Raw genomic sequence first — 15,151 nt, 5'->3', positions numbered from 1 at the left:
CTACGTGCGCCACCACCCCTCCCAGGACAAGTGAACCGGCCCGGTCCTGAGGGTGAACTCTGAGCGACGAGTGTTCGAGCAGCCACTCGGACGGCTGGGAGAGTGTCCGTCGGCCCGCATAACCTTGAGGCATGGACGTGAACGCGGCGGTCGCCGCATTGGCCGCGATCGCCGGAGTGTGCACCGGCGTGATCGCCATGCTGGCGTTCCGCTGGAGCGAACGCGACCAGGCGAGACCCACCCGAACCTCATTGCACACCGACGCCGTGCTCCCGCCCGGCGTCGATACCGTGCTGTCCGTGCTGCGCTCCTCCGCGGTGGTGCTCGACGAGAGCGACTCCGTGGTGAAGGCCAGCTCGGCGGCGTACGCACTCGGCCTGGTCCGGGGCGGGAAGCTGGCCGTGGAGCCGATGCTCAACATGGCCCGCGACACCCGCCGCGACGGGGAGATACGGCAGGTCGAGCTGGATCTCGCCCGGCGCGGCACCGGACGGGGTGAGGCCCTCGCCGTCTCCGCCCGGGTCGCCCCGCTGGGCTCGCGACTCGTGCTGCTGCTGGTCGAGGACCTCACCGAGGCCCGCCGTATCGAAGCGGTACGGCGCGACTTCGTCGCCAATGTGAGCCATGAGCTCAAGACGCCGACGGGGGCGCTCTCCCTGCTCTCCGAGGCGGTCATGGACGCCTCGGACGACCCCGAGGCGGTCACCCGCTTCGCCGGCCGGATGCAGATTGAGGCGACCCGCCTCACCAACCTCGTGCAGGAGCTGATCGACCTCTCCCGCGTGCAGAACGACGACCCGCTGGAGGACTCCGAGCCGGTGTCCGTGGACGAACTGGTCGCCGAGGCGATCGACCGTTCCCGGCACACCGCTTCCACCAAGCAGATCACCATGGTCTCGGGCGGCGACGCCGATCTGCGCGTCTGGGGGAGCCGCGGCCAGCTCGCCGCCGCCCTCGGCAACCTCGTCGAGAACGCGGTCAACTACTCACCGGCCCGTACGCGGGTGGGCATCGCCGCCCGCCATGTGGCCGCCCCGTCCGGCGACCTGATCGAGATAGCCGTCACCGACCAGGGCATCGGCATCCCCGACAAGGACAAGGAGCGCGTCTTCGAGCGCTTCTACCGGGTCGACCCGGCCCGTTCCCGTGCCACCGGCGGTACGGGACTCGGACTGGCCATCGTCAAGCACGTGGCCGCCTCCCACGGCGGGGAGGTCACCGTCTGGAGCACCGAGGGTCAGGGCTCCACCTTCACCCTGCGGCTGCCCGAGGCGGGCGCCGTACGGGACCGCCGGCCCGCCTCGTCCCCCACCCCTGATCTCATGACCGAACCGCTTCCTGCCCCGGAGGTCCTTCCGTGACCCGAGTGCTCGTCGTCGAGGATGAGGAATCCTTCAGCGACGCCCTGTCCTACATGCTTCGCAAGGAGGGTTTCGAGGTCGCCGTCGCGGCGACCGGGCCCGACGGTCTCGACGAGTTCGAGCGCAACGGGGCCGACCTCGTCCTCCTCGACCTGATGCTTCCCGGGCTGCCGGGTACCGAGGTGTGCCGTCAGCTGCGCGGCCGCTCGAACGTCCCGGTCATCATGGTGACCGCCAAGGACAGCGAGATCGACAAGGTCGTCGGGCTGGAGATAGGAGCCGACGACTACGTGACGAAGCCCTTCTCCTCGCGGGAGCTGGTCGCCCGCATCCGCGCGGTGCTGCGGCGCCGCGGGGAGCCGGAGGAGGTCACCCCGGCGGCCCTGGAGGCCGGCCCGGTCCGGATGGACGTCGACCGCCACGTGGTGACGGTCGCGGGCGGCAAGGTCGACCTGCCGCTGAAGGAGTTCGACCTCCTGGAGATGCTGCTGCGCAACGCGGGCCGTGTGCTGACCCGTATGCAGCTCATCGACCGGGTGTGGGGCGCGGACTACGTGGGCGACACGAAGACCCTCGACGTCCACGTCAAGCGCCTGCGCGCCAAGATCGAGCCGGACCCGGGCGCCCCGCGCTACCTGGTCACGGTCCGGGGCCTGGGCTACAAGTTCGAGCCGTAGACCCCGGTCACGAGGCCGATCCGTGGCGCGGACGCGGCTCTCCGGCCTCGCACGCCACGCATACGTGAAGGGCGCCCTCCCCGGTCGGGGAGGGCGCCCTTCACGTGGACGTACGGTCAGTGACCGGCCGCGTGGCTCGCCTCGCCCGAGGGCGTCGCGGAGGCGGAGGGCCCGGTGCCCGGGGGCGCCGGGATCACGGTCGGGCCGAAGTCCTTGAAGTAGCTCGTGGCCGGGACGACGAAGGCGCTCAGGCTCACGTCGCCGGTCCGGCTCAGCTTGAAGACGACTTCCTGCGCGTCGCCGGCGCGGGCGGACTCGCTGCCGTTCTCGATGATGGCGGAGGCGTTGCCCTCGCCGCCGATCACGACGGAGCCGCCGGCCGGGACGGTGATCGGGCCGGTGCCCCCGGCCGGCGTCAGCTTCACCAGGGCGCGGCTGCCGGGCAGGCTGATGGCGTCGAGGGTCTGCGGCAGGCGGCCGTTGTTGAAGACGGTGGCCGAGACCGCGGCCGGGCCCTTGGCGCCGAGTACGGGCTGGGTGATCACCAGCGCGTTCTGGATCTTGACGTCGTCCACGGTGACGGCGGCGTTGTCCGGCCGGACGCCGAGCGTCTGTGCGTCGTTGCCCGCCCCGCAGGCGGACAGCGCGGCGATGGAGAACACGATGGCGGTGGCGGCGAGGGCGCCGCGTCGAAGGCTGCGGCTCACGGCGGCGGCATCTCCTATGACGTACGGACGGGCTAGCTATGGACAGGCTTCGGAACCAAGGTCCGACCAAAGGTGCGTCAGCGCGCTTAGGTTACCGAGCCCTACTCTCCGTCCCGCACTCGACCCGCCCCTAAGCGCCCACGGGCGTCTCGGGGGCGGTCCGGCGGCCGAGCGGGCCGCCCCGCCGCGTGTCGGCCGATGTGGCTGGATCACGACCCATTGACCTGTTGTTCACATAAGCGCCTTGATCAATTCGAGGCGCCCCCGCATTCCCCGGAGCCGTACCTCCGGTAAATCCCGGACCCTGCTCGGCTGATCAATTGCGGAATCACCCCGCGATGCATCCGTACGGGTGGACGATCCTCGAACGGAGTAGGCGAAGAAGGTCGCTCCGAAGCAGACAAACCGGGGCATCGCCCCATCTTCGAGGACCTCCGAGTAGGTGTAGTGTGCGCGTTTCTCTCCGTCCGCGCAGCCGCTCCGACCTGCGAATACCGCCTTCCGGAAGCCCTCCGCAGCACGATCGTGTTGCTGTTGTCAAGCCCTGAGATATGCCCTGACCTGCGAAAACGCCATTCAGAAGAAGCTGTATCCGTGTTACCCTGGATAGCCACGGAAGGGGTACCTGTCACATGACGTTCAAGGTTGGCGACACCGTGGTCTATCCCCATCACGGGGCCGCGCTGATCGAGGCCATCGAAACTCGCCAGATCAAAGGCGTGGACAAGACCTACTTGGTGCTCAAGGTCGCGCAGGGCGACCTGACGGTTCGTGTGCCGGCGGACAATGCGGAGTTCGTCGGTGTTCGCGACGTGGTCGGTCAGGACGGGCTGGACCGGGTCTTCGAGGTGCTGCGCGCACCGTACGCAGAAGAGCCGACGAACTGGTCCCGTCGCTACAAGGCAAATCTCGAGAAGCTCGCCTCCGGCGATGTCATCAAGGTCGCCGAAGTAGTCCGCGACCTGTGGCGGCGCGAGCGCGAGCGCGGTCTCTCCGCCGGTGAGAAGCGCATGCTCGCCAAGGCTCGGCAGATCCTGGTCAGCGAGCTGGCCCTCGCGGAGAACACGAACGAGGACAAGGCCGAGGCTCTCCTCGACGAGGTCCTCGCGTCCTGAGCGTGCTCTGACGACATCCGAGCGCGCTACCAAGTGAAATGATGCCGTGGTGCCCGTTGGCGCACTGTGATCCACACAGTGCTGCTGCCGGGCGCTGCGGCATATTCATGTACGCATGGTCATGTGCGCGTACGCCACGTACGCGCACGCTTGTACGTGCGTCCCCGTCCCCCTCTTGCTCACTCATGTCCGAACCCCTGTGCCCTGGGCGTCGAAGCCTCGACCGTCGTCACGGAAAGGGCCCGGTCAAGGCTCGGCGTCCGGCACGGTGAGGCCATACCCATGTCGGCCGCGGAAACAAACCTGCCGGAGTGCAACCGATGTCAGACGATGCGCGTCCTCCTCGTACCGCTGTGGTGATCCCGGCGGCCGGACGGGGCGTACGCCTCGGTCCGGGCGCCCCCAAGGCGCTGCGCGCGCTGAACGGCACCCCCATGCTCATCCACGCCGTCCGGGCGATGGCCGCCTCCCGCGCCGTCTCGCTGGTCGTCGTGGTCGCCCCCTCCGACGGTGCCGCCGAGGTCAAGAACCTCCTCGACACCCACGCCCTCCCCGACCGGACCGACTACCTCGTCGTCCCCGGCGGTGACACCCGCCAGGAGTCCGTGCACCTCGGCCTCCAGGCGCTCCCCGAGGGCGTCACCACCGTCCTCGTCCACGACGCGGCCCGCCCGCTCGTCCCCGTCGACACCGTGGACGCCGTCATCGAGGCCGTACGGGACGGGGCCGTCGCCGTCGTCCCCGCGCTGCCCCTCGCGGACACCGTCAAGGAGGTCGAGCCGGCCGAGAAGCCGGGCGACCCCGAGCAGGTCGTCGCCACCCCGGTCCGGGCCCGGCTCCGCGCCGTCCAGACCCCGCAGGGCTTCGACCACGACACCCTCGTCAACGCCCACGCCACCATCGCCCCGACGGGTGAGGGCGCCACCGACGACGCCGGCATGGTCGAGCGGCTCGGCGCGCCGGTCGTCGTCGTGCCCGGCCACGAAGAGGCCTTCAAGGTGACCCGTCCCCTCGACCTCGTCCTCGCCGAGGCCGTACTCGCCCGCAGGAGGGCCAACGATGGCTTCTGAGCCGATGAATCTCCCCCGTACCGGCATCGGCACCGATGTCCACGCCTTCGAGAAGGGCCGCGAACTCTGGTGCGCCGGCCTCCTCTGGGAAGGCCCCGACAGCGACGGGTACGGCCTCGCCGGGCACTCCGACGGCGACGTCGCCGCCCACGCCGCCTGCGACGCCCTGTTCTCCGCCGCCGGCATCGGCGACCTCGGCGCCCACTTCGGCACCTCGCGCCCCGAGTGGTCCGGCGCCTCCGGCGTCACCCTGCTCGCCGAGGCCGCCCGGATCGTCCGCGCCGAGGGGTACGAGATCGGCAACATCGCCGTCCAGGTCATCGGCGTACGCCCCAAGGTCGGCAAGCGGCGCGACGAGGCCCAGAAGGCGCTCGGCGAGGCGGCCGGGGCGCCGGTCTCCGTCTCCGGCACGACCACGGACGGGCTCGGCCTGACGGGTCGCGCCGAGGGCCTGGCGGCGCTCGCGACCGCCCTCGTCTACCGGGTGGACGCCCGTCAGCCCCCGTCCGGGCGCGGCCCGGGGGCCCCTGAAGGGCCGGCAGGCCCCGGTGCCGGGTGAAAAACGTCATCGGAGACGCGGATTGGGTATCGGGGCACTACCACACGCCCACTACCCTGGAGTGGTGACTATTCGCCTGTACGACACCAGCGCCCGGCAGATCCGTGACTTCACCCCGCTCACGCCGGGCTGCGTCTCGATCTACCTCTGTGGCGCCACCGTCCAGGCGGCCCCGCACATCGGGCACATCCGGTCGGGGCTGAACTTCGACATCATGCGCCGCTGGTTCGCGTACCGCGGCTACGACGTCACGTTCATCCGCAACGTCACCGACATCGACGACAAGATCATCGCCAAGGGTGCGGACCAGGGCCGCCCCTGGTGGTCCATCGGCTTCGAGAACGAGCGCGCGTTCAACTCGGGCTACGAGGCCCTCGGTTGCCTGCCGCCCACCTACGAGCCGCGCGCCACCGGGCACGTCCCCGAGATGATCGAGATGATGCGCGGCCTCATCGAGCGCGGTCACGCGTACGAGGCCGACGGCAGCGTCTACTTCGACGTGCGCTCCTTCCCTGGCTACCTGGAGCTGTCCAACCAGGACATCGACGACCTGCGCCAGCCCTCAGAGGACGGCATCACCGGCAAGCGCGACCCGCGCGACTTCGCGATGTGGAAGGCGACCAAGCCGGGCGAGCCCGACTGGGAGACCCCCTGGGGCCGCGGCCGGCCCGGCTGGCACCTGGAGTGCTCGGCCATGGCCCACAAGTACCTGGGCTCCGCCTTCGACATCCACGGCGGCGGCCTCGACCTGATCTTCCCGCACCACGAGAACGAGATCGCCCAGGCCAAGGCCTTCGGCGACTCCTTCGCGGGGTACTGGGTGCACAACGCCTGGGTCACCATGAGCGGCGAGAAGATGTCGAAGTCGCTCGGCAACAGCGTGCTGGTGTCCGAGATGGTGAAGAACTGGCGCCCGATCGTCCTCCGCTACTACCTGGGCACCCCGCACTACCGCTCGATGATCGAGTACAGCGAGGAAGCCCTGCGCGAGGCCGAGTCGGCGTTCGCCCGTATCGAGGGCTTCGTCCAGCGCGCCACCGAGAAGGCCGGGGCGACCGTCGCCCCAGCCGACGAGGTGCCGCCGGCCTTCGCCGAGGCCATGGACGACGACCTGGGCGTGCCGCACGCGCTCGCGATCATCCACACCACCGTCCGGCAGGGCAACAGCGCCCTCGCCGCGGACGACAAGGACGAGGCCATCGCCCGCCTCGCCGAGGTCCGTGCCATGCTCGGCGTCCTCGGCCTCGACCCGCTCGACCCGCACTGGGCCGAGGACACGAGTGGCGGCGAGGAGCTCCACGGCGTCGTCGACACCCTCGTACGGCTCGTGCTCCAGCAGCGCGAGTCGGCCCGCGAGCGGAAGGACTGGGCGACGGCGGACGCGATCCGCGACCAGCTCAACCAGTCCGGGCTGGCCATCGAGGACAGCCCCGACGGCGCCCGCTGGACGCTGGGCAACCGTTAGAAGACGTGCCGCTCGGGACACCGGGCGGCACACTTCAATTACAGACTTTGTACGTCAGTAGAGGAAACAGGTAGTCATGGCCGGGAACAGCCAGCGCAGGAACCGACGCACGTCCAACAAGAAGGGTGCGACGGTCGGCAGCGGTGGCCAGCGGCGCAAGGGCCTCGAAGGCAAGGGCCCGACCCCCAAGGCCGAGAACCGCAAGGGCCACAAGGCGTTCCGCGTCTCCAACGCGATGGCCCGGAACGTGACCAAGCGCAAGCCCGTCGCCCGCCGCGGCGGCAAGGGCACCTCCGAGATGGTCGTCGGCCGCAACCCGGTCTTCGAGGCCCTGCGCGACGGCGTGCCCGCCTCGACGCTGTACGTGCAGCAGTTCATCGACAACGACGAGCGCGTGCGCGAGGCCCTGAACCTCGCCACCGGCCGCGGCAACATCAACATCATGGAGGCGCCGCGCCCCGAGCTCGACCGGATGACGAACGGCCTCAACCACCAGGGTCTCGTCCTCCAGGTCCCGCCGTACGAGTACGCGCACCCCGAGGACCTCGCCGCGACGGCGTACGACCACCACGAGGACCCGCTGATCGTGGCGCTCGACGGCGTCACCGACCCGCGTAACCTCGGCGCCGTCGTCCGCTCCGTCGCCGCGTTCGGCGGTCACGGCGTCGTCGTCCCCGAGCGGCGCGCCGCCGGGATGACCGCCGGTGCGTGGAAGACCTCGGCCGGCACCGCCGCCCGTACGCCGGTCGCCCGCGCCACCAACCTGACCCGCTGCCTGGAGGCGTACCAGAAGGCCGGCATCACCGTCGTCGGCCTCGCCGCCGACGGCGAGCACAAGGTCCACGAGCTGGAGGCGCTGTCCGGCCCGGTCGTCATCGTCGTCGGCTCCGAGGGCAAGGGCCTGTCCCGCCTGGTCGGCGAGACCTGCGACTACCTCGTCCGCATCCCGATGCCGGGCGGCGCCGAGTCGCTGAACGCCGGTGTCGCGGCGGGCGTGGTGCTGTACGAGGCGGCCCGCCGCCGCATGGGCTGACCTGCCGCGACAGGTGCTGACCCGGCCCGACCGGGCTCGGTGCCCGACCCGCGGCATCGGGCCCCGGCCCGACCGGGCTCAGCGCCCTACCCGGCTCAGGCGCTGACCCGGCCCGATCCGGTTCAGCGCCCGACCCGCCGTATCGGTACCCGCATGCGTACCCGCGCCCGCCTCAGGCCGTCAGGCCTGCCAGGCGGGCGCGCGTCATCGCGGCGATGGTGAAGCCGTCCGTGACCCGGCCGTCGGCGATCATCGCCTCCGCCTCCGCGAACGGGAGCGTCAGCGAACTCCGGATCGCCTCCGACTCCGCCAGCCGGCCGATCCCGTCGATCCGGGCCGCGAAGAGCAGCACCCGGTCGCCCGTCATCCCGCTGTCCGGATGCAGCTCGCCGAGCGGGATGAGCTCACGCACCCGCGCCCCGATCTCCTCGTCCAGCTCCTTCGCGGCGTTCTCCTCGCCCGTGAGGCCCCGGGTGCCGAAGCCCCGGGGCAGCTCCCACTGCCAGGACCGGGTGGCGTGCCGGTAGTGCTCGATCAGCACGATCCGGTCGCCGAGCAGCGGCAGTACGACACAGCCCGGCTCGGGCGCCGCACTCATCGAGCGGATGTACGTGCCCTCCCGGCCGTCCGGGAAGCGCACCGGGTCCCGGACGAGCAGGACGTACGGGTCCTGGTAGAGCACCCCGCCGGCCGCCGCGACCGCCGCAGGGTCGCTGAGGATCTCGATGCCGCCCGGCTCGTTGCGGAACAGCTCCGGCCGCTCGGCGCGCAGTCGCGCGTAGCGGTTCGCGGGCTCCCTGCTCATGGGCCCTGCCTTTCCCGGCCCCTCCGGCCGGTTCGTTCCGGTGCCCGGTGCGGGTGCCCGCTCCCGTGCCCCTGCTCAGTCGGGCTGACGCTGCTGGTCGGCCTGGCGGAGTCCGCCGACCGGCCGCCCCGTCCGGACGACCGGGCCGCCGTACGCCCCCAGGATCGCTTCCCAGTCCCGCTTCAGGTTGCCCAGCCGCAGGGACGGCAATGTCAGCGAGTGCCCGAGTCCTCCGCGCCGGCTCTTCGCGCCCCGGTCGAAGAACTCCAGCCGGATCGTCAGCGTGCCGGCGACCGCGGTCAGCCCCTGGACCAGCCCCGCCACGAGCGACACCTCCTCGCCGCTGGTGATCTGCAGGGCGACCCCGCCGGCCTCGACCACCAGGGCCGTGACGATGTCCCGGGTGTACCCGCCGCTGCCGCTGGCGCTCGTCGCCCGCGCGGTCTTCAGCATCCGCGCGTGCCGCCGTGCCACCTCGGTGGTGCCCGCGGCGAACTCCTCCGGGGACGGGATCCGCCCGTTGTCGAAGCCGCCGCCCCGGACGAAGGCGTCGAGGGAGTCCACGTACGCCCGCCACTCCTCCTCCCGCCGCAGCCGGTTGATGTCGGCGAGGGAGAGCCCGGCGTACGAGTTCGGGCCGTCCACGGCCCGGTGCAGCGCGTCCGCGAACAGATCGCGCAGCAGCAGGCCGATCGCCTCCGGGTCGTCGTCGCGGGGGCGCAGGTCGGTGCGCAGCTCCTGGAGCGTCGAGCGGGGCGGGGAGTCCGGCGGGGTCAGCGGGATCACCCCGGCGGCCCGGGGCACGCCCAGGCTGTAGAGCAGGTCCACCAGCTGCTTGGTGGGGACGACGTGATCGCCCTCGCGCAGCAGGTTCTGGTACGGATCGGTGCCGGGCCGGGTGATGAACCGCTCGTAGACGGCGTTGCGGGTGATGTCCCGGTCGTTGTCCTGCTCGCCGGCCCAGAAGTACATGTCCTTGAGGACGCCCTCGCGCATGGACCGGGCCAGTTCCTCCGGGATGCCGAGGTCCTTGGCGAGCTGTCCGGCCTCCAGCCGGCGCAGGAGGGAGAGGTTCGAGGAGAAGAAGTTGCCGATCTGGCCGGCCTTGCCGCGGTTGGACTCGTCGTCCCAGTCGAAGCGGACCAGGGCGGGGTCGGCTTCGTTCGTCACCAGCTCGCGCCAGGCGCGGCCGACGAACCGGTCGTGGGCCCAGGCGAAGCCCTCGGCGGGGTGCCGTTCGGTGTACAGGTACGGGATCAGCGCCTTGTCGTTCAGGAGCCGGACGAACGCCTCCCGCTCCACCGGGTCGGCGGACGGCAGGTAGTTCGCGTACAGCGCCTCGTTGTTGAGGAAGAAGGCGCGGTTGACCACCAGGGTGCCGCTGTTCACGAGCGAGCGGCGCAGCTCGGCGGAGGCCGCTTCGACGGCTTCCACGGGCGGCCGTGCGGGCGCGGAGGCGCGCTGGCGGGCGCTCGCCAGATCGGCGGGCATCCACTGGTTGTCGAGGGCCTGGGCCATCACCGGGTAGTCGTGGAGGTCCCCGAAGACGAGCTGGTGGGACTCCCGTACGGGAGCGAGGGAAGCGGCGGGGGTGTCGGGGGTTCCGGCGGCGGTGGGGGGCGCGGAGTCCTGGGGGGACCGGGGCGCCGGTACGCGGTCGAGTGCGGCGTCCGGGCTCTGTTCGGTCCCCGGTCGCGGGGCGGGATCGGTCATGGCTGCGCTCCCTCGTGCGTGGGCCGGGTCAACTCTTCTGATTCTAGGAAGAAGTGACGACCCGTGACCTGCTGGAGGTTCCCGTTCCGGCGTTGATCTTGACGGGTCTCGGACATTTGCGATCCGTCAAGGCAGTGTCCTAAACCCAGATCACTCGGTTAGATGAGTGTGGACACCAGAACGCCCCGGCCGGGGTTCGACGATCAGCCCGCGTTGAGCATGGTCAAGGTGGATTCCGATCCCGCCCAGGTGATCGTGAACCACGCCAGCTTCCGTGTGCGGCTCGCGCCGGCCCCGCAGCCGAAGTTCGGCGCCGGCGCCCGCATCGCAGCCCTGTCCGGAGCGGCGGGAGCGGGCGGACCGCGCCGTCGCCCCGTCGTGTGGAGCGGGAAGTCCGCACCGGGCGCGACCGGTCTCCTCCAGGCCGTACGCGAGTCGTCCGTCTCCACGCTCGACCCCGCGGTCGGCCACGGCGGCCGGGGCGGTCCCGCCGCCGGCTCCACCCAGGCCGTCCCGCGCTTCGACGACACCATGCCCACCCCCGTGGTGCCCGCCGAAGGCCCGCTGCTGCCGCCGATGCGCCGCGCCGAGGGCGCGTACGACGACCTGTACGAGATGCGGCCCGGGACCACCGGACCGGAGGCGTACGAGGACGGCGAGACGCCCGGCCGGACGGCCCAGCGCCACGGTCAGGACAGCGTCCGGCACGCCTACTACCCGGGCCGCCGGATGAACCTCGGCGTCGTCCTCCTCCCGCTCCGCGTCTTCCTCGGCTTCATCTCCATCTACGCGGGCATGGGCAAGCTCTGCGACCCCGTCTACTTCGACGGCGGCGAGCGCGGCTCCATGGTGAAGTGGCTCAACTCCCTCCACCCCTGGGCCCTCGCCGAACCCCTGCGGGACTTCGCCCTCCAGCACCCGGTCGGCGCCGGACTCACCGTCGCCTTCCTCCAGGTCGTCGTCGGCGTCCTCACCGTCCTCGGCCTCTGGCAGCGCGTCGCGGCCGTCGTCGGCGCCCTGCTCTCCGCGGCGCTCATCCTGACCGTCAGCTGGAAGACCGTCCCGGTCTACGACTCCGCCGACATCATCTACCTGGCCGCCTGGTCGCCGCTGATCATCGCCGGGGCCCCGGTCTACTCCCTCGACGGCCGCCTCGCGGGCGAGGCCTGGCGCACCCTCGGCCCCCGCGCCGAACTCTGGGACCTGCGCCGCCGCGTCGTGCGCCGCAGCACCCTCCTCGCCTCCGTGGTCGTCGGCCTCACCCTCCTCATCGGCTCCGTCCTCGGCGGCGCCGTCCGCTCCACCGAGATGATCACCGTCCCGGGCCCCAACGACGACCCGATCAACCACCTCCCCGGCCGCCCGCTCCCCACGGAGCCGACCCGCCGCGCCCCCTCCGAGGCCGCGTCCACCGCGCCCGAGCCCGCCGCGACCAGCGAGGCCCCCGCGAAGCGAGAGAAGACCGAGGAGACGAGCCGGCCCACCGAGACGACCCGCGAGTCGCCCCGGACGCAGGAGCGGCGCCCGACCTCCACCGAGGGCAGCGGCACGGGCACCACCCGTACGCCCGCGCAGTCCAAGCCCGCGCCGCCGCCGTCCACGAGCGACACCCCGAGCAGCACGGGGAGCGGGTCGAGCGGCGGCTCGTCCGGGGGGACGACGGACACGCCGTCGGAGCCCGGCTCGACGACCGGTGGGGCGAAGAACCCGATCGGCGGCCTGCTGGGCTGAGGACACCGGCCCCGTACGTACGGAAAGGGCGGCACCGCGTTCTGCGCGGTGCCGCCTTCTTGTTCTCTCTGTGCCGGCTTCCCCTGTGCCGGTGCCTGTCTGTGCGGCTCCGGCTCAGCCCCGCTGGGCGGCGAGCTCCTTCGCGGCCTCCGTGAGGTCCTTGGCGGTGTCGATGGCCCTCCAGTACGCCCCCTGGGGCAGGGGGAACCCGGCGAGGCGCCGCTCGCGGGCGAGACGGGGGAAGGTGGTCCGCTCGTGGTCGCCGAGGTCGGGGAGGAGTTCGGTGAACGCGGCGGAGAAGACGTACACGCCCGCGTTGATGAGGAACGGCGAGGGCGGCGCCTCGATGAAGTCGGTGATGTGCCCGAAGTTGTCGGTCTCGACGGCGCCCCACGGGATGCGGGGGCGGGCCAGGGCGAGCGTCGCGAGGGCGTCGCGCTCGGTGTGGAAGGCGGCCATCTCGCGCAGCGAGAACCGGGTCCAGATGTCGCCGTTGGTGGCGTACCAGGGCTGGTCGGGCGCGGGCAGGTGCCCGGCGGCGTACTTGAGGCCGCCGCCGCGGCCCAGCGGCTCGGTCTCGACGACCGTGGTCACCTTGAGGGGGAGGTCGGCGCCCTCCAGCCACTCCTGGAGCACCTCGGCGAGATGGCCGCAGGAGACGACGGCGTCGGTCACGCCCTCGGCGGCCAGCCAGGAAAGCTGATGGCCGATGATCGGGGTCCCGGTGCCCGGGATCTCGACCATCGGCTTGGGGCGGTCGTCGGTGTACGGGCGGAGCCGTGAGCCCTGGCCGCCCGCCAGGACCACGGCCTGCGTCGGAGAGGTGTGCATACGGGGAACGATAGGCGCCCCGTACGCGCGAGGTCCGGACGCGCGACGGCGCTCAGCGTCCGGCGGTTCAGCTCGCGCGCATCACGCCGGTCGCGAACGAGGTGTCGCAGACCGGGCGGGAGAAGGACTGGGCGCGGGTGGGGCCGTACTGCTCGACGGCGGCCCGGCCGAGGGAACGGGCGATGGACATGCAGTGCTTGGCGAGCGAGGGCCGGTTCTCCACCTCGCGCTGGAGGTGGGTGAGGGCCGTGCCCGGGTCCTTCTCCTGGAGCTCGGCGAGGAGCTGGTCGCGCAGGACGTCCTGCGGGGCGCGGGGCTTGGCGCGGACGGAGACGTCGGAGGAGGAGGCCGTCAGCTGGGTCCCGGAGTCCTGGCCGGCCCACGGAACGGCGGACACCGCGAGCGTTCCGGAGAGCACCAGGACGACGGGCAGGACGAGGGCGAGAGAGCGGCCGATACGGCGGGCAGTGTGCGTCACGCAGGCGAGCGTAGCGGCCGGTAGTGATATGGCGACATTTAGTCACTCTCGCGAGGGATGGTTCGAGGCGGCTTTTCGAATCCCGTGTTGACGCGGAGGGTGGGGGTGGGCCCAGAATGCCGGGGTTTTCCAGGGTAAACCACCACTTGCGCGGCAGATGGGCGAACGGCCCCGCATCCGGGTGGATGCGGGGCCGTTCGGCCAGCGGGGCTGGGGTGCCTTCGTTACGGGGTCACTCGCTGAGGCGGGCGCCCGTCGACGTCGAGAAGACGTGGAGCTCGGCGGCGCGCGGCACGACGTGCAGCGTGGTGCCCTTGGACGGGACGTCACGGCCGCCGACGCGGACGACCAGGTCCTTGTCCTCGCCGCCGACGCGGGTGGAACCGTACACGAAGCCGTCGGAGCCGAGCTCCTCGACGACGTTGACGGTGACGGCGAGGCCGTCCTTGCCCGTGGGGCCCTGCACGTCGAAGTGCTCGGGGCGGACGCCGACGGTGACGGTGGTGTCGCCGTTGGCGGAGGCGGCGGCGATGGCGTCACGGGAGACGGGGACGACGCTGTTGCCGAACTTCACGCCGCCGTCGGTGATCGGGACCTCGATCAGGTTCATGGCGGGGGAGCCGATGAAGCCGGCGACGAAGAGGTTGGCGGGCTTGTCGTACATGTTGCGCGGGGAGTCGACCTGCTGGAGCAGACCGTCCTTGAGGACGGCGACGCGGTCGCCCATGGTGAGCGCCTCGGTCTGGTCGTGCGTGACGTACACGGTCGTGATGCCGAGACGGCGCTGCAGACCGGCGATCTGCGTACGGGTGGAGACACGGAGCTTGGCGTCGAGGTTCGACAGCGGCTCGTCCATGAGGAAGACCTGGGGCTCACGCACGATGGCGCGGCCCATGGCGACACGCTGGCGCTGGCCGCCGGAGAGCGCCTTGGGCTTGCGGTCCAGGTACTCGGTGAGGTCGAGGATCTTCGCGGCCTCTTCGACCTTGGCGCGGATCTCGGCCTTGTTGACGCCGGCGATCTTGAGGGCGAAGCCCATGTTGTCGGCGACGGTCATGTGCGGGTACAGCGCGTAGTTCTGGAACACCATGGCGATGTCCCGGTCCTTGGGCGGCAGGTGCGTGACGTCGCGGTCACCGATGCGGATGGAGCCGGCGTTGACGTCCTCGAGGCCCGCGAGCATGCGCAGGGAGGTCGACTTGCCACAGCCGGAGGGCCCGACGAGGACGAGGAACTCGCCGTCGGCGATCTCGATGTCGAGCTGGTCGACGGAGGGCTTGGTGGCACCGGGGTAGATCCGGGTCGCCTTGTCGAAAGTGACGGAAGCCATGGTGGTGTGTCCCTTCACCGGCAGGAACGTGCCGGACGATCCGAGTAAAGGAAGGATTGAGGTCTAGTCCACCTGGGTGAACCGCAGGTGACGCTACCTGCCGGTGCCCGTTCTGTCAGCACTCAAGGCCCCGTGAGATTTCCGACCGTCGCCGCGGCCGCGTTGGTTACACTGCACTGGCTGCCTCCTTAGCTCAGCTGGCCAGAGCACCGCTCTTGTAAAGCGGGGGTCGTCGGTTCGAACCCGACAGGGGGCTCTGCGCGAGGTGTCGCCGAC

Annotated in this window: 14 protein-coding genes and 1 tRNA gene; 9 read left to right on the top strand and 6 right to left on the bottom strand. The window is 71.2% G+C overall.

Going from position 1 to position 15,151, the window contains the following annotated elements; all coding sequences use genetic code 11:
• Positions 1 to 131 precede the first annotated feature (131 nt).
• Entirely contained in the window at positions 132 to 1,361 is a 1,230-nt protein-coding gene (gene phoR, locus ABT154_RS26265) for a two-component system sensor histidine kinase PhoR (RefSeq protein ID WP_317873245.1), read from the top strand.
• Between the two features lie 5 nt (positions 1,362 to 1,366).
• Positions 1,367 to 2,038 carry a two-component system response regulator PhoP gene (gene phoP / locus ABT154_RS26260; protein ID WP_466728736.1) on the top strand — a complete coding sequence of 224 codons (672 nt, stop codon included), beginning with the start codon at positions 1,367 to 1,369 and terminating at the stop codon, positions 2,036 to 2,038.
• Between the two features lie 116 nt (positions 2,039 to 2,154).
• Here phoP and ABT154_RS26255 read toward each other — a convergent pair whose 3' ends face one another.
• Positions 2,155 to 2,745 (bottom strand): DUF461 domain-containing protein, encoded by a 591-nt coding sequence (locus ABT154_RS26255; protein WP_351859657.1) that lies wholly within the window; start codon positions 2,743 to 2,745, stop codon positions 2,155 to 2,157.
• Positions 2,746 to 3,377: 632 nt separating this feature from the next.
• Between ABT154_RS26255 and ABT154_RS26250 the strand changes: the two genes are divergently transcribed.
• The 5 genes from ABT154_RS26250 (at position 3,378) to rlmB (ending at position 7,987) form a co-directional block, all read left to right on the top strand.
• Complete coding sequence (locus ABT154_RS26250; protein ID WP_003953493.1) at positions 3,378 to 3,860, top strand: CarD family transcriptional regulator; 483 nt, start codon at positions 3,378 to 3,380, stop codon at positions 3,858 to 3,860.
• 320 nt (positions 3,861 to 4,180) lie between these two features.
• A complete protein-coding gene (gene ispD, locus ABT154_RS26245) occupies positions 4,181 to 4,930 on the top strand; it encodes a 2-C-methyl-D-erythritol 4-phosphate cytidylyltransferase (protein ID WP_351859656.1) in 750 nt (249 codons plus the stop codon).
• Positions 4,920 to 5,489, top strand: coding sequence for a 2-C-methyl-D-erythritol 2,4-cyclodiphosphate synthase (ispF, locus tag ABT154_RS26240; protein WP_351859655.1), 570 nt, complete (start codon positions 4,920 to 4,922; stop codon positions 5,487 to 5,489). The genes ispD and ispF overlap by 11 nt, the downstream gene beginning before the upstream one ends.
• A gap of 64 nt (positions 5,490 to 5,553) precedes the next feature.
• Positions 5,554 to 6,954 (top strand): cysteine--tRNA ligase, encoded by a 1,401-nt coding sequence (gene cysS / locus ABT154_RS26235; protein WP_351859654.1) that lies wholly within the window; start codon positions 5,554 to 5,556, stop codon positions 6,952 to 6,954.
• Positions 6,955 to 7,030: 76 nt separating this feature from the next.
• The gene (gene rlmB, locus ABT154_RS26230) at positions 7,031 to 7,987 is read left to right on the top strand and encodes a 23S rRNA (guanosine(2251)-2'-O)-methyltransferase RlmB (protein WP_351859653.1); all 957 of its coding nucleotides are present in this window, start codon (positions 7,031 to 7,033) and stop codon (positions 7,985 to 7,987) included.
• A gap of 172 nt (positions 7,988 to 8,159) precedes the next feature.
• Here the strand turns inward: rlmB and ABT154_RS26225 are convergent, their stop codons facing one another.
• Positions 8,160 to 8,792 (bottom strand): NUDIX hydrolase, encoded by a 633-nt coding sequence (locus ABT154_RS26225; RefSeq protein WP_351859652.1) that lies wholly within the window; start codon positions 8,790 to 8,792, stop codon positions 8,160 to 8,162.
• A gap of 75 nt (positions 8,793 to 8,867) precedes the next feature.
• Positions 8,868 to 10,505, bottom strand: coding sequence for a hypothetical protein (locus ABT154_RS26220; protein ID WP_351859651.1), 1,638 nt, complete (start codon positions 10,503 to 10,505; stop codon positions 8,868 to 8,870).
• A 162-nt stretch (positions 10,506 to 10,667) separates the two neighbouring features.
• On the opposite strand from ABT154_RS26220, the gene ABT154_RS26215 reads away from it, so the two are divergent.
• Positions 10,668 to 12,236 (top strand): DoxX family membrane protein, encoded by a 1,569-nt coding sequence (locus ABT154_RS26215; protein WP_351859650.1) that lies wholly within the window; start codon positions 10,668 to 10,670, stop codon positions 12,234 to 12,236.
• 114 nt (positions 12,237 to 12,350) lie between these two features.
• Here the strand turns inward: ABT154_RS26215 and ABT154_RS26210 are convergent, their stop codons facing one another.
• From ABT154_RS26210 to ABT154_RS26200, 3 genes are all read right to left on the bottom strand, one after another.
• Positions 12,351 to 13,067 carry a nucleotidyltransferase family protein gene (locus ABT154_RS26210; RefSeq protein ID WP_351859648.1) on the bottom strand — a complete coding sequence of 239 codons (717 nt, stop codon included), beginning with the start codon at positions 13,065 to 13,067 and terminating at the stop codon, positions 12,351 to 12,353.
• A gap of 67 nt (positions 13,068 to 13,134) precedes the next feature.
• Positions 13,135 to 13,545, bottom strand: coding sequence for a hypothetical protein (locus ABT154_RS26205; protein WP_351859647.1), 411 nt, complete (start codon positions 13,543 to 13,545; stop codon positions 13,135 to 13,137).
• 232 nt (positions 13,546 to 13,777) lie between these two features.
• Entirely contained in the window at positions 13,778 to 14,875 is a 1,098-nt protein-coding gene (locus ABT154_RS26200) for an ABC transporter ATP-binding protein (protein WP_351859645.1), read from the bottom strand.
• A 182-nt stretch (positions 14,876 to 15,057) separates the two neighbouring features.
• On the opposite strand from ABT154_RS26200, the gene ABT154_RS26195 reads away from it, so the two are divergent.
• Positions 15,058 to 15,131 (top strand) — tRNA-Thr (locus ABT154_RS26195).
• Positions 15,132 to 15,151 lie beyond the last annotated feature (20 nt).

Source organism: Streptomyces sp. NPDC001728 (genome assembly GCF_040297565.1).
GTDB lineage: Bacteria > Actinomycetota > Actinomycetes > Streptomycetales > Streptomycetaceae > Streptomyces.
Note: the sequence above shows the minus strand (reverse complement) of the source record. Positions and strands in the feature narration are given on the sequence as shown.